Source organism: Acidovorax sp. DW039 (genome assembly GCF_037101375.1).
GTDB lineage: Bacteria > Pseudomonadota > Gammaproteobacteria > Burkholderiales > Burkholderiaceae_C > Acidovorax.
On sequence record NZ_AP029019.1, the window covers coordinates 3,233,179 to 3,248,414 of the forward strand.

A 15,236-nucleotide genomic window follows, 5' to 3' on the forward strand; every position below is an offset into this window, starting at 1 on the left:
GCGGATCGTTTCAGGCGCTCACGACCACTGTCAGTCGCAGCTTGTCCACCAATGCCGGGGCAGGCGCTGCAGCAAACCACAGTTCAGAACAGGCCGGCACTGCGCTATGGAACGCGCTGGATACCACCCTGCACTGATCCAGATGCAAGCCGGAGTAGCCGCGCAGCACCACGATGACAGTCGGTGGGCGTTCTGATGAGGCTTGCTGTGCGGTGGCCTCGATGCTGTCATGGAGCATGGTTTGCAGGTCGCAATGATGGCCGGTAACGACATGGCTCCATGTGGACCGCCCCCAACGCGCCATTACCGCGCTCAGATCGCCCCAGTCCAATGCTGGCATCGCGTCTGGCTCTGTCGCCGCCCACAGATCGTCAAGAACCCATTCCGAGTACACGACCGAAGGAGTTGGCATGCACACCAGAGCCAGCTTCTGCAAACATTCGCGCCGGTTCAGTGTCATGACGTTCTCCGCACACGTATGGCTGCCAGCAACCGCACTGCCTCGGGTTGCCAAGACTCTGACTCGTGCATCCAGATGATCAGCTTCTGCTTGGGCTCTTTGTGCCAGCCAGGCTTGGCACGACGGCTTCCGGGACCGGCATCTGGCAAGCGCAGCCGTGCGTTATGGGCATGGAAACATGGTTCTGCGCCACCACTGTCTAGTAGCAGAATGCGCTGCGGAAAGTGGCTTTGCCCGACCACCAAACCCTCCACACCCACCGCGAGAGCCCAGTGCTTAGTGCGGTGATGTTTGACCGAAGCAAAGGCAATGGCAACCAGATCACCCTGCATAAGCCATTTGACGGCGGGAGCATCTACATCGTGCTCAATGCAATAGCGAGCCGTGAGTTCGAGTGGCAGTCCGAGGCTGTTCACTGCATCCGTCCAATCTTTTGGGTTGATTCCAGTGAAGTAGTACGGGGACATTGCGGTCCAAACTGCGGCTGCCACACCATGCTTACGCCGCGACATGTCGTGCAGTGCTGATGCCTTGGCCAGTCCAAGAATCACAAGCAGCATCGCCAGCATGTGAGTCCCGCAAGATGCGTCCAGTACCGATTGCTGCATGAAGACCGGCACCGGCTCTTCGCGCTTTTGTTGAACGGTGAGTGCATGGCCGGTCTGTAGCGCCGCATGGATGCGCTGAAACGTGTAAGACGGCTCAGCGCGCTTGGATGAGACGGCTTTGGACATATCAATACTCATCCGGACGAAGTAGCGTAGTGACGCTGCGGTCGGCTTCAGTGATGATCCAGAGCGTTGGGAGTGACGAACGCTTGTCTCTGGGCGTTGCTGCGAGTCGCTCTGCATCGACAAGCCGATAACAACTCAGAATCCGCAAACGGCGGGTGACGGCGTAGTCGTTTTCTGCGCGGTCTTCCTCGCACAGGTCACCCCAGTCGCCATGAACATGACGGCTGACCAGGGCTGCCGCGCTGAAGCCAGTTTCTTGCAGCAGTTCCAAAGCGCCGGGCGTGGCAACGATTTGGCCCAGCGGAAACTTGGCGGTGTTGGAGTAGATGATGGTGGCGACGGTAGATGAAGACGAAGCCAGACTTGATGTGGATTCGGGTGTAGTGGTCATGGGAATCTCCATAGGTAGGGAACAAAACAAAACTGAAAAACAAACGGGCACGCTTAGTCCTCCGCGAACGATTGGCGGATAGAAGAGAAGCGAGAGAGATCAGCGCGGCTGCAGAACAGCAGCTGGAGAGAGACAGGGCATCAGCGAGAGGCCATCAACGAAACTTGCGCTTGGCAGAGCGCGGTCAGCAGATCAGAGTCCGAGGCGTATGGCTGCTCGATCCAGTCTGCAAACTGGTCGGTGGCCAACAGCCAGCAGCTGAGCACAGATGGCATCGCACCATCGGCATCACCCCCATCCAGCAAGCCCCAGGCGTGCAACCGGCGCGATGCCACAGCATCTCGGATAGCGTCCGCCGGCATCTCGCACAACAGCGCCATCACATGGCAGGCATGTGTGGCGTCACGGAATGGGATGACTGGCAAGATCGCACCGCCGAAGCGCCGAATGCAGTAGGACCACCGTAGCCACTGGGACTCAAATAGCGTGAAGTTAAGCAGCCGCGCAAGCGTGTCCAGATTCGTACCAATGCATGACTCTGCTGGTAGTGGTGATGGCTCCAAGGCAGCCAGCCGAGCAGCCACGATTACCGGGTCCGTCGGGATCGAAAAATCAACGTCTCGACCGTCTCCATCCACCATCAAAAAATCCGGCATGTCACCATCGAATATGGGTTGCTTTCCACATCCAAGTTCGCGCCAGCATCTCTGTTCGATACCGCGACTTTCTCGAATCAAGTCTTTGCCGTCTAACAAGCGAGGCAGAACCACCCCAATGCGATGCAGCAGGCGAACCATGTGATAGCGGCGATAGACTGCATTGCATGGAACATGGGCTACTTCCTGGAGATCGTAAGCATCAAGTCTGCTTACACGCCTCGCCACCGCACCTATAGGAAGGTTACTGATCATGGGTCACCAGGGACGGAACACACCTGTACATCTATTCAGCCACCACGTAAACCGATCAATAGCAGCATGGACCGACGTACACGAGAATCACAGACTGACTAACAGTCAGTTGAAGAGAACGTTGACGGTCTGTGTGATGACACTTCGTGCGCCAGAATTGTCAAAAAAAGTGGTCAAAATCGCCGCAAATAGCGTAAGCTCGCCAGAATCTGCATTATATCGAAATATGACCATATTTCATATCATACATCATTCTCAATATAAAGACATGCAATTTTGGCACACAAAAGCGATTTATCATGGTTTCAAATTGATAGACAAAGACTAGAATTATAAATTGCGAGATCTCTCGCTCAAGAGAAATTTAGCACTACCGAATTTCAGGAGTAATAGACAGATGCCCTTGCAAGTTTTGCCGAAGGAATCCGCAATGCGCGCTGACGCGTCGGCTCGACAGATAATCGAATATCTGCAGATTGAGCAAGAGCAGTTGGGCTTGCAAGATTCGGTAGTCTTTTACAACTTTCCTCTCTTCCGAGAAGAAGAGAAGTTGCTTGTAGCAGAGCTTGTTGTTGCTAGTCCGAAACATGGCGTCGCCCTTATATCCACAGCGCCGAATGGAATCAGCACCGACACACAGCGCCTCGACGGCGCCTTCAATCAGATCTTTGCTCGATTAATTAAGTATCCACGCCTTCGGATAGGCCGTGCAAAACTGAAATTTCAAGTAGATGCGTTCGTTTGGGTTCCCGAAGGCCCTTCGAGTGAAGACGTAGTTGTGGGTCTTCAGCAACTGCACCAACGTTTTGATGGGCTTATTGGAGATGAGCTTGAATCGGAAGCGTACGAGGAAATGCTCTCTGTTCTTGATGGGTCAAAAGCGCTAACTCGAGCAAAGGAAAGGAAGACCGACTCGTTCCCTAGCACTTCCCGGATTGCCACTATCGCCAGCTTGGAAGAGGAGATTCGTCGCTTTGACCGAGATCAGCGCGTCGCCTACATGACTGAGGTCGCCGGTCTACAGCGGATCCGGGGCTTGGCGGGCTCTGGCAAAACTGTTGTGTTGGCATTGAAAGCAGCTCTAACTGCGATCCGCGAGCCAGACGCAAAAATCGCAGTCACCTTCTACACGAAGAGCCTGTACCAGCATATCCGTCAGCTGATTACTCGCTTTTATCGAATGCACGAAGACAGAGATCCTGACTGGACCCGTTTGCAAGTACTTCATGCATGGGGAGGTGCGAGTGCCGATGGTTTCTACTACAAGGCTGCACAAAGGTTCGGTCATCAACCGATCAGTTACGGACAAGCCGTGAATGCATCGCGTCAGCAGCCCTTTGGCTACGTGTGTGAAAGGCTGCTATCAGATCCGGCAGTTGAGCCAGTTTACGATTATGTATTTGTAGATGAAGCTCAGGACTTTCCCCCATCGTTCATGCAGCTTGCCTTAAGACTTGCACGCGAAGAAAAGTTGGTCATTGCCTACGATGCATTTCAGACAATCTTTGATGTTGAGGTGCCGACTGCCGCCAACTTGTTTGCAATTCCTGCCGATGGTAGCGGAGATCTTGTCTTTGACGAGGACATCATCCTTCACAAATGCTACAGGAACCCACGCGAGATACTAGTATGCGCTCACGCAATTGGTTTTGGCATATACGGAAAAAGAATCGCTCAAATTCTTGAGTCGGCTGATCACTGGCAAGACTTTGGTTATTCTGTGATCGGAAATCTTACTCCAGGCGCTCAGACCCAAATTCTGAGACCCGAGGAAAACTCCCCCTCTTCTGTTAGCAAGTCAAACAAAATAGATGACATTATCACATGCCATGTCCTTAATGACATGGCAATGGAAGTCACTCATGTTGTTAGTCGAATAGTTGCAGAAGTATCCACTCAAGGCGTTTCCCCTGAAGACATACTAGTTATATGCGCCGACGACCGAAATGCGGGCTCTTACTTTAAGCTATTGCGAGCCTCTTTACTCGCTGCCGGAATAAAAAGCAATAACCTGCAAGACGACTCGTACGGCATACGCGATTTTCAGCAAGACGGCGCCGTTACGCTATCAACTATCTACAAGGCAAAAGGAAACGAAGCCTACTCTGTTTATATTGTCGGTATAGATGCAATCTTCTACGAACCCTCTCCCAGGGATAGAAATCGTGCATTTACTGCCATGACTCGAGCAAAGGGCTGGCTATATATAACTGGCATTGGGGCATCAGCGCAACTTTTCGCGAAAGAGCTTCAAGCAGCCAAAGAAAATTTTCCTAATCTGGTCTTCAAATACCCAACCCCTGAAGAGCTTGTTTTCATGAAACGCGACTTAGTCGAAATTGACCCAGAAGAGGTCGACGATGAAATTGATCGTCTCGGAAAAGGACTTGATCCAGAAGAGATGGAGCGTATCCTACGTAGAAAACTCCGCCAGGTGCAAGCACGAAAAAGAATCCAGAAAAGAATTAAATAGCGAACAATGTTCAGACAAAACTTACAAGCATTTGCACGTGCGGCAAAGTGGCCGGTTATGGACTATGGTCTCCCGCATTTTTCCTTGACGCCAGCCATAATTCAACAGCTTAGGGAATTGCCTTATCTTGAACGCTGGAAGACGTCGATAGCAAATCAGTGGTATCACGTTCGTTTGGAAGACCATTCCTTGTTGACTTTTAGTTCAACTGCAACCTCCGCCTCTTATGCTTACCTGCACTGTCCATTGGACGCTCCAACCTTTCGTCAATTCGCATTGGACATGGGGCACCAATTTAATGCTGCCGCACGAGCTGAACTGCTCGAAGAATATCAACTGATCATCGACACCGCCATGCAAAAAGCGAATGTCACTCCGATCCGATACGATTATGACGAAAACGGCTATCGTCGTGGTGTCCATCCAGTTAGCCACATTCACATAGGTCTGGACAATCACGTGCGGCTGAGCTCTTCCAAGAGACTCACTCCCACTTCCTTTGCTCTATTTGTAATGCGACAGATGTACCCCGAGTGTTGGGCTCGAGTCCTTGATCACCAAGAAGCTGCGCGGCTGCCAAAGGCTATTCGACTCGGCTGTGTGCCACTGCATGAACCCCACTGGCACGAACAGGATCAGGTCGAGTTGCACTTTGTGTAGAGAAGCTCTACTTCTCGCAGTAAACAGCTGCGGCGTGCATCGGCCGTCGGGGATTGATTCGCTGAGGCTTTGACCCGCGTTTCAGGTACGTAGTTGAACGCGGCTACTTTGATAGATCGCTCGGTTGAACGGCCCCCCCCCTCACCGAGGGCATGCGCATTCTTCAAGTTGGCCTTCATAGGGCGAGCCAAATGCGCCATGCAAACGCCGCTACCATCCCAAGAGAATGAACTGCTGCCCCCACAAAACATGAACGCGGTCGAAATCGAGTCAGCCGTATCAGACCTCGCTGCCCAGCCCTTTGACGCTGCGGAATTTCCTTACGCCTTCCTTGCTGCCTTCGGTAACAAGGAAACGACCCTCAAACGCCTTCGCACAGGCAACAACAACGCCTCTGACGTGCCTGGCGGAGTTCTCCTGCGCAACAACATCCACATTGCTGTGTGCGACGCTGGCGCTGTGGGTGAATCGCTCCGCACTCTGCGAGACAGCCCCGCCACCACCAAGGCCAAAGCCAAGTTCATCTTGGCAACCGATGGTCAGACACTCGAAGCCGAAGAGCTGATCAGCGGTGAGACCATCGCGTGTGCTTTTGAGGACTTCCCGAACCATTTCGGGTTCCTGTTACCGCTGGCGGGCATCTCCACGATTAAGGAGATCAAGGACAACCCCATCGACGTTCGAGCCACAGGGCGTCTGAACAAGCTCTACGTTGAATTGCTCCGTGAGAACCCTGACTGGGCCAGGGAAGAACGACGCAGCGACATGAATCACTTCATGGCACGGCTGGTGTTCTGTTTCTTTGCCGAAGACACGGACATCTTCAACGGCAAAGGCCTGTTCACCCAGACCGTGGACCAGATGAGCGCGAACGACGGAAGCAACACACATCAGGTGCTGTCTGAAATCTTCCGCGCCATGAACATCAAGGCGACTGAGCGTGCCAACGCCGATCCACGCTTACCGAATTGGGCCAACGGTTTCCCGTATGTGAACGGAGGCTTGTTTTCAGGCAGCACAGAGGTGCCGCGATTCACGCGCATGGCCCGCACCTACCTGATGCACGCGGGTGCACTGAGCTGGCGCGAAATCAATCCCGACATCTTCGGCAGCATGATTCAGGCAGTGGCTGACGACGATGAGCGCGGAGCCCTGGGCATGCACTACACCAGTGTGCCCAACATCTTGAAGGTGCTGAACCCGCTGTTCTTGGACGATCTGCGCGCAGCACTGGCGGAGGCTGGTGACAACGAACGCAAACTGCTGAACCTGCGCAAGCGCATGGCTCGCATCCGTGTGTTTGATCCTGCATGTGGGTCGGGGAACTTCTTGGTTATCGCATACAAGCAAATGCGCGAGATCGAGGCAGAGATCAACCGGCGTAGGGGGGAGCTGCACCTGCGGAGTGAGGTCCCGCTAACCAATTTTCGAGGGATTGAACTGCGTGATTTCCCCGCTGAGATTGCGCGCTTGGCGCTCATCATTGCGGAATTCCAGTGTGACGTTATTTATCGCGGTCAAAAGGATGCACTGGCAGAGTTTCTGCCACTAGATGCGCAGAACTGGATCGTTTGCGGCAATGCGCTTAGGCTGGACTGGTTGAGTATCTGCCCACCCACCGGCACAGGGGTAAAGGTGGTTGGGGATGACCTGTTCAACACACCGCTTGATCAAACAGAAATCGACTTCGTTAATGAAGGTGGGGAAACATACATCTGTGGTAACCCTCCATATAGAGGTAGTAAGTGGCAGACTGAGGAGCAGAAAGCAGACTTAGCAAATGCTTGGAGCAGGCATCCTAAACTTGCCAAGACCACAGACTTCGTAACGGGGTGGTTTGCACGATTTTTAGATTATGCAGACAAAGAGCCAACTGCTATTTCAGCTTTCGTGGCAACCAATAGCGTATGTCAAGGTCAGCAGGCGAGCGATGTCTGGCCTAACGTGTTTGGGCGTGGCTGTGAGATCCGTTTTGCCCACACCTCATTCAAGTGGAACAACCTCGCCAGCAACAACGCCGCAGTGACGGTGGTGATCGTAGGCTTAGGAAAAAAATCAAACGCTTCCAAATTTCTCTTTGAAAGTGAATTGGTGAAGCAGTGCTCGGCGATTGGCCCGTACTTACTACCCAACAGTCTTGCATACGTCGAGAAGACTAGTCAGCCTATCGGTGAGCAAGCGCCAATGCTTTTCGGCAATATGCCACGTGATGGCGGCCATCTTCTGATGGATACAGAAGTCGCGGCGAAGGTTGCAATTGGTGATGTAGTGGCGCAGCGTTTCATCAAGCGTTTCTGCGGCTCCGAAGAGCTTATCAACGGCAAGCTGCGATATTGCTTCTGGATTGAAGACGAAGCAGTGGAGGAGGCGAAGAAAAGCCACTTTATTGCACAGTGTCTCAAACTCGTGGCCGAGAATCGCAGTAACTCACCTGCGGAATCTACACGCCAGTTTGCCAAACGTCCTCATCGCTTCGTACAGATTGCAGGGGTTTCGGAAAAGACAGCGATCATCATTCCCACGGTCTCCTCTGAGACTCGCCCTTATCTTCCCGTTGGTTACTCCACATCAGAAACTATCGTCAGCAACCTCGCTTTCGCGCTTTACGATGCGCCACTTTGGAACATGGCGCTGATTGCCTCGCGATTGCATTTGGTTTGGATCGGTACGGTCTGCGGCAAGATGAAAACCGATTTCCGCTATTCCAACACGTTGGGCTGGAACACCTTCCCAGTGCCGCTTCTCACCGAGCAAAACAAGGCTGACCTAACCCGCTGCGCAGAGGACATCCTGCTGGCACGTGAAGCTCACTTTCCAGCCACCATCGCCGATCTATACGATCCAGAAACCATGCCGGACAACCTGCGTCATGCCCATGAGCGCAATGACGAAGTGTTGGAGCGCATCTACATAGGCCGCCGATTCAAGAACGACACGGAGCGGCTGGAAAAGCTGTTCGAGCTGTACACCAAGATGACTGCCGCAGACAAGGCCAAGCCTGCTGCCAAGGCAACCCGAGGGAGAAAGAAAACCGTATGAGCGATCAAGCAAGCAACCCGACCAATGCGTACACCGTGCCATCGGTGTCCATCACCACCGCACGCACTGGGGCGTCGAGCAAAGCCAACGAACTGGGCATGCGTGCCATGCAAGAGCGTGCCTACGCAAAGCGTGGTGAGCAATACCTGCTGATCAAGTCTCCCCCGGCATCCGGAAAGTCCCGTGCCCTGATGTTCATTGCTCTGGACAAGCTGAACAACCAGGGTTTGCAGCAGGCCATCGTGGTGGTGCCCGAGCGCTCCATTGGCGGCAGCTTTGCCGACGAGCCGCTGACCCAGTTCGGCTTTTACTGGGACTGGAAGGTGGCCCCTCAGTGGAACCTGTGCAATGCGCCAGGCGGGGATGAGCCACGCACGGCCAATTCCAAAGTGGAAGCAGTGCGCCAGTTTTTAGCCAGCGATGACAAGGTGCTGGTCTGCACCCATGCCACCTTCCGCTTTGCTGTCGAGGAACTGGGCATCAACGCATTCGACAACCGCTTGATCGCGATCGACGAGTTTCACCACGTGTCCAGCAACCCGGACAACAAACTGGGCAGCCAACTGGGTGCCTTCATTGCCCGTGACAAGGTTCACTTGGTGGCGATGACGGGCTCTTACTTCCGTGGAGACAGTGAGGCCGTGTTGGGTCCGCAGGACGAATCCCGGTTCGAGACGGTGACGTACACGTACTACGAGCAGCTCAATGGCTACCAGTGGCTCAAATCGCTAGACATCGGTTACTTCTTCTACACCGGAACCTATGTCGATGCGGTCAACAAAGTGTTGGACCCAGCACTCAAAACCATCGTTCACATCCCCAACGTGAATGCGCGTGAGAGCTTGAAGGACAAGCAACGCGAGGTGGACGAGATCATGCACGGCCTGGGTACATGGAAGGGTGTGGACCCCGACACTGGCTTTCACTTGGTCGAATCGCCACAAGGCCGAACCTTGAAGGTGGCGGACCTTGTTGACGACAGTGATCCGGCGAAGCGCTCTCGCGTACTTTCAGCGCTGAAAGACCCAGCCCACAAAAATGACCGTGACCATGTGGATGTGATCATCGCGCTGGGCATGGCCAAAGAAGGCTTCGACTGGATTTGGTGTGAGCATGCCTTGACCATCGGCTACCGCAGCAGCCTGACCGAAATCGTGCAGATCATTGGCCGCGCAACCCGTGACGCCAAAGGCAAAGAGCGGTCACGGTTCACCAACTTGATCGCGGAACCCACCGCAGAGCAATCCGCCGTGGCTGAGGCTGTGAACGACATGCTCAAAGCCATCTCTGCCAGCCTGCTGATGGAGCAGGTTCTGGCACCCCGCTACGAGTTCACGCCGAAGAACGCGGGTCCCCAGGACGGCTTCGACTATGGCGACGAAGGTTACAAGGAGGGTGGAAACAACATCGGGGTGAACAAGGACACGGGACAGATTCACTTGGAGATCGCAGGCCTCACCAAGCCTGAGACGCCGGAGGCCACCCGCATTTGCAAAGAAGACCTGAATGAGGTCGTCACGAGTTTTCTGCAAGACAAGACAGCGCTTGAACGCGGGCTGTTCGATAAGGAAAACACGCTGCCGGAGGAATTGACCCAACTGCGCATGGGCAAGATTGTGCGCGAGCGTTATCCCGAGCTGAGCGATGCTGATCAAGAGGCCATCCGTCAACACGCCATTGCCGCAATGAATATCACCCAGCAAGCGAAGTTGGCTTTGGCTCACGCAGATGCCAGCGGCAGTGGCACGGGGCAAGGAAGCACCGCCCTGATTGATGGCGTGCGCAAGTTCGTCAACGTGAAGGACTTGGACATTGATCTCATCGACCGCATCAACCCGTTTGATGCTGCGTACGCTGTGCTTGCCAAGGCCATGGATGAGAAGTCATTGCGCCAAGTGCAAGCCGCTATCGCCGCCAAGAAGGTGAGCTTGACGGAAGAAGAGGCGCGTGACCTCTCCAAACGTGCATTGCAGTTCAAGAACGAGCGTGGCCGCTTGCCGGACATCAACTCTGCCGATGCTTGGGAAAAGCGCATGGCCGAAGGTGTAGCAGCGTTCGCCCGCTATCGCGCACTCGCAAAATCAGCCCAGGCGCAAGGAGCACAGAGCAATGGCTGATATTGATGATGACGAACTGCTGGATGCACTGGGCGTAGAGGTAGCGCCGCTCAAAACGTCTAGCCGTACCCCTCGTGAAGAGCGCATCATCGCTGGCTTTGAGGACATTCTGCGGTTTCATCAAACCCATGGCCGAGCACCCCAGCATGGCGAGGATCGAGACATCTTTGAACGTCTGTATGCCGTTCGGCTGGATCAGCTGCGGAAGTTGCCCGAGGCTCAAACCCTGCTTGCAGAACTGGACACCCCCAAGCTGCTCGAAGGCCACGAAATCGCGACAGTAGATGTGGACGCACTCGATGAGGATGCTCTGCTGGCTGAATTGGGAATCGGGGACGAGACGGTCGAAGGGGATGACATCACCGTACTGCGGCATGTCCGATCCAGCACGGAGAAACGCGCCGCAGAGGAAGTGGCTGATCGGACAGCGTGTCAGGACTTTGAGCGGTTCCACCCCTTGTTCGAGCAAGTGGAGCAAGACCTGCAATCTGGCGTGCGAAAGGCGCTGCGCTTCGGGCGTGATGCCAGCATTGCCGATGGCAACTACTTCATCTTGGGTGGTCAGCTCGCCTATGTAGCGGAGGTCGGAGAGACCATCAAAGCACCGAACGGCGAGAACGATGCTCGTCTGCGCGTCATCTACTCCAACGGCACAGAGAGCAACCTGCTGCGCCGCTCTTTGCAGCGTGCGCTCTACAAAGACGACACGGGAAGGCGACTCACCGATCCCAACATGGGACCACTGTTCAGCGACGAAGTGGAGCCAGAGGACATTGAGACAGGCACGATTTACGTCCTGCGCAGCAAATCAGACCACCCGTTCGTGGTGCAGCACCGTGAGTTGATTCACAAGATTGGGGTGACCGGAGGCAAGGTCGAAACGCGGATCGCGGGTGCCGAGAACCAGCCGACGTACTTGCTGGCAGGTGTGGAAATCGTTGCCACCTACAAGCTCCACAACGTCAATCGCGTGAAGCTGGAGGGCCTCTTCCATCGGGTGTTCAGCTCTGCTCAACTGGACCTCACCATTGAGGACCGTTTTGGCAAGCCAGTGAAGCCCCGCGAATGGTTCCTTGTGCCGCTGCACGTGATTGACGAGGTTGTCCAACGGTTGTTTGATGGGACGCTGGCAGGGGTAACGTATGACGCCTCCGAAGCAAGCCTTAAAGGATGTGATTAGGCCTCTTTTCACAATAGACTCTTTTGCGAACAACAACGCCCCACAAGGAAGTTTATAGCAAAAGATTAAGGACAGCTCTTAATGCCACACGAACCCAAAAGAGTGTCATCTACAAAACCTTTGCCCGGAAAACGCCCAAGGGACTGGAGCCTGAGAAATGCGAACGAAGAGCTTGTTAATGAAATAGCGGAAAGTTGTCGCCAACTCCTATCAGAGAATGGGCTTATTGGAAGTCTGACAAACGCTGTTGAGTACACCACCCCTCAACCAGCTCTATATTGGTCATCTCATTCCGATGACCTATTGCTAATAGTCCCTACACATTTCAAAAGTCGAGACGAACTGACATCCGATGAGATTGAAGATATTTCAAGAAATGCAACATACTCCTTTCTTAGGAGAATTGTTCTCGCCCGACTGAAGAAACGCTCGATAAGGTATTGCTTTTTGCATATTGAAAGAACTGATGAAAAATTTGCGCTCTCCATGAGCGGCGAGAGATTACTTGACCTATTCGATGAAATTCTGGCAAGTGATTGGCAAAAAGCAAAGGAGGCAGCAACGTGGGATGCAATTGAGACACCGAACGAGGTGATTTTGATCAGCAGGCATCGAAGCCTCGGCATCAGTGAAAATCATGAATACAGGTTGCCACTTCAAAGAATCTCCCCGAAGATTAGGAATGCAACTCTCAGGAAAAAACGATTTCCGCGAATCGCGCCACATGGCCATGTAGTGCGCATCAACGGGAAAAGCGAATTCATACGGCTCCCCCAAGATCGACACCCTGCGAAAAATCGTATTATCCAAGAATACAAAGGGCTTGCATATTTCCTACACTGCTCCACCTGCAGCAATGAAATGCTGGGCTTTCCAGGTGAGAAATTTTGCGCATCGTGTGATGAATCAGCATTGAAATCAAGCGACTAAATACTACCCGCTCATAAATTTCCGATTTAATTTATAATATTGATTCTAGGTAGTGATAAGACGCAGTTAGCGCTAGCCAGATAACCACCATAACGGCCCCATTCGCGGGCCGTTTTTTATTGTTTTTCCAACCCGTCCATAGGACTCACCATGAAGAAAATTCGCACTCCGCAGGAGGGCGCTGGCGCAGCTTTGTCGGCTCGCAGCACCAACACATCCAACACCACATCGCAAACGCCGCCGGAGAGCGTTCTGAGCGGTTTTTCGGCCATAGCCGAGCAGTTCATAGCGGCCAGCCAGTCAGCGGCTACCAAGCGCGCGTACGCCTCTGATCTGAAGCATTTTTTTGCCAACGGCGGGAGTGTTCCAGCCAGCCCTGCGGCTCTGGCCGAATACCTGGCCCAGTGCGCGGAAAAATTGTCAGTCGCCACCTTGGAAAGAAGACTGACCGCGATCCACAAAGCTCACCTCGAAAAGAATCTGGAGTCCCCGGCCCGCAGCGAAACCGTCAAGCGCGTGATGCAGGGCATTCGCCGAATCCTGGGCACCAAGCAGCGGCAGGTTCAGCCGATGGTCAAGGACGATCTGCTGGCGGCGCTGGTGATGATCGACCGGCAGACGAAGCCCGTCAAAGCGGCACGGGATCGAGCCTTGCTGCTTGTGGGTTTTGCTTCGGCCATGCGCAGATCGGAGCTTGTGGCTGTGCGAGTGGAGCATCTGACCCACCTGTCGAATGGCGTGGAGATTTTCTTGCCATCCAGCAAGACCGATCAAGAAGGCCATGGACGCACGGTTTTCATCCCACACGCCAATGGAGACCGCTGCCCAGTGCGTGCCTTGACGCACTGGCTGGACGTATCGGAAATCAATGAGGGGTTTGTGTTTCGTGCTGTCAGCCGCCATGACCGTGTTGCACGGCGGGGCTTGTCCGCGCAGTCCGTAGCGCTAGTGGTGAAGGCGTCTGTGGAGCGTGTTGGCGGGGACGCGAAGAAAGTCAGCGGCCATAGCTTGAGGGCTGGCTATTGCACAAGCGCAGCGGAGAAAGGTCTGCAGCCATGGCAGATACGTGAGCAAACCGGGCACAAGTCAGACGTGACCTTGGCCAAGTACATCCGCCCTGTCGCGCGGAGGAAGATTCCGAGTTTGCTGTGATAGATCAATTTCTTACACCCACCAATCATCATGACCGTCGCATTTTGGGTGGTATCAGCGGTCAGCTCGGCACTTGTTTAATAGCCACCAATGCGGCTTGTCTGTTATCTTTCGTAACGTAGCTTCGGGCTATCCGCCGGGGCGACGATAAACGATCAAGGCTAGGGAGGGCTCCATTGCCATCGGATTCAGTGCGTCTAAGAAACGAGTTGCGCGTTTGCATGCCGAGTTTAATCATCGACCGTGCCCTTGCACCCTCCGGGCAGCGTGTTGTGTACTTGGCGAGATTTCAAGATTCCTTGATTCCTGAGGATATGCGCAGAGCAGCGGAGACTGTCGCCAGTCTTGAGGTTCTGGATATTGACGATCCAGATGACAGCCCATTCCTATGGGGCTGGGAGTCATGGGGCAACGTCGTCGTCAAGGTGGTGTCTGGTGCAGACACCAACACTATTGCTCGCCTTCAGGCTGAAGTTGACATCTTGGCAGCGGTCAGGCCAGCCAATTTTCCGAAGCTTCTGTACGCCAACTTGTTCAAAACCAATCCGGAAACCGACGAGCCGCTTGCGGAGCGGCTCTATGTGACCATCGAAGAATTCATCGAAGGGAACCCGCTTGAGGACATTTGGCAGCATTACTGCGGCGATGAAAAGCGTATCGCTACGCTCGCCCTGGGAGTTGCAAACGCATTGATGCCACTGTGGGTTCATCCACAACGGTTTGTGCACCGTGACATCAAACCGCCGAACATCCTTGTTCGGCCAAACGGGGAGGTTGTTGTCATCGACCTAGGCGTGGTCCGTGAGACAGGCGCCAAAGGACTTACGCAAACCGGCTTCGTTGCCCCCCTAACCCCGGGCTATGCTGCTCCAGAGCAGTTTAGGGACGAACGCGCGCTCATCTGTTTCAAAACGGATTTCTTTGCAATTGGTGTGGTGATGTACCTTCTGGCGTCGGGTATCCATCCATTCCATTGGGATAACGACATGGACCAGTTAGATGTTCAGATCGCAACTCTAAAACACGATCCCAAGCCGTTAGCTGAACTCGTGCAAGTCTCGCAGTCCTTCTCCGATTTCGTAGAGAGAGCCATGAAGAAGGCGCAATTTGAGCGGCAACGCACGCCCAACATTTTTGTTGAGCAACTTGAGGCACTTTGCGGCCTCAACCAGAACCATTAATTAGGAGG

The 15,236-nt window shown here is 53.9% G+C and carries 12 protein-coding genes; 8 read left to right on the forward strand and 4 right to left on the reverse strand.

What is annotated here, in order from left to right; all coding sequences use genetic code 11:
• Nucleotides 1–10: 10 nt before the first annotated feature.
• The 4 genes from AACH87_RS14490 to AACH87_RS14505 form a co-directional block, all read right to left on the reverse strand.
• Nucleotides 11–460 carry a hypothetical protein gene (locus AACH87_RS14490; RefSeq protein ID WP_338795172.1) on the reverse strand — a complete coding sequence of 150 codons (450 nt, stop codon included), beginning with the start codon at nt 458–460 and terminating at the stop codon, nt 11–13.
• Complete coding sequence (locus AACH87_RS14495; protein ID WP_338795174.1) at nt 457–1,194, reverse strand: hypothetical protein; 738 nt, start codon at nt 1,192–1,194, stop codon at nt 457–459. The genes AACH87_RS14490 and AACH87_RS14495 overlap by 4 nt, the downstream gene beginning before the upstream one ends.
• A gap of 1 nt (nt 1,195) precedes the next feature.
• Nucleotides 1,196–1,585 carry a type I restriction endonuclease subunit M gene (locus tag AACH87_RS14500; protein WP_338795175.1) on the reverse strand — a complete coding sequence of 130 codons (390 nt, stop codon included), beginning with the start codon at nt 1,583–1,585 and terminating at the stop codon, nt 1,196–1,198.
• Nucleotides 1,586–1,725: 140 nt separating this feature from the next.
• Entirely contained in the window at nt 1,726–2,496 is a 771-nt protein-coding gene (locus tag AACH87_RS14505; RefSeq protein ID WP_338795176.1) for a hypothetical protein, read from the reverse strand.
• A gap of 397 nt (nt 2,497–2,893) precedes the next feature.
• On the opposite strand from AACH87_RS14505, the gene AACH87_RS14510 reads away from it, so the two are divergent.
• From AACH87_RS14510 to AACH87_RS14545, 8 genes are all read left to right on the forward strand, one after another.
• The gene (locus AACH87_RS14510) at nt 2,894–4,969 is read left to right on the forward strand and encodes an ATP-binding domain-containing protein (RefSeq protein ID WP_338795177.1); all 2,076 of its coding nucleotides are present in this window, start codon (nt 2,894–2,896) and stop codon (nt 4,967–4,969) included.
• A gap of 6 nt (nt 4,970–4,975) precedes the next feature.
• Nucleotides 4,976–5,629 carry a DUF2290 domain-containing protein gene (locus AACH87_RS14515; RefSeq protein ID WP_338795178.1) on the forward strand — a complete coding sequence of 218 codons (654 nt, stop codon included), beginning with the start codon at nt 4,976–4,978 and terminating at the stop codon, nt 5,627–5,629.
• Nucleotides 5,630–5,878: 249 nt separating this feature from the next.
• Complete coding sequence (locus AACH87_RS14520) at nt 5,879–8,668, forward strand: DNA methyltransferase (protein ID WP_338795179.1); 2,790 nt, start codon at nt 5,879–5,881, stop codon at nt 8,666–8,668.
• Entirely contained in the window at nt 8,665–10,785 is a 2,121-nt protein-coding gene (locus AACH87_RS14525) for a DEAD/DEAH box helicase (RefSeq protein WP_338795180.1), read from the forward strand. The genes AACH87_RS14520 and AACH87_RS14525 overlap by 4 nt, the downstream gene beginning before the upstream one ends.
• Nucleotides 10,778–11,965 (forward strand): GIY-YIG nuclease family protein, encoded by a 1,188-nt coding sequence (locus AACH87_RS14530; RefSeq protein ID WP_338795181.1) that lies wholly within the window; start codon nt 10,778–10,780, stop codon nt 11,963–11,965. The genes AACH87_RS14525 and AACH87_RS14530 overlap by 8 nt, the downstream gene beginning before the upstream one ends.
• 81 nt (nt 11,966–12,046) lie before the next feature.
• The gene (locus AACH87_RS14535; RefSeq protein WP_338795182.1) at nt 12,047–12,895 is read left to right on the forward strand and encodes a hypothetical protein; all 849 of its coding nucleotides are present in this window, start codon (nt 12,047–12,049) and stop codon (nt 12,893–12,895) included.
• A 150-nt stretch (nt 12,896–13,045) separates the two neighbouring features.
• Nucleotides 13,046–14,047 (forward strand): site-specific integrase, encoded by a 1,002-nt coding sequence (locus AACH87_RS14540; protein ID WP_338795183.1) that lies wholly within the window; start codon nt 13,046–13,048, stop codon nt 14,045–14,047.
• A gap of 221 nt (nt 14,048–14,268) precedes the next feature.
• Nucleotides 14,269–15,228: a protein kinase gene (locus tag AACH87_RS14545; protein WP_338795184.1), complete on the forward strand. Its 960-nt coding sequence runs from the start codon at nt 14,269–14,271 to the stop codon at nt 15,226–15,228.
• Nucleotides 15,229–15,236 lie beyond the last annotated feature (8 nt).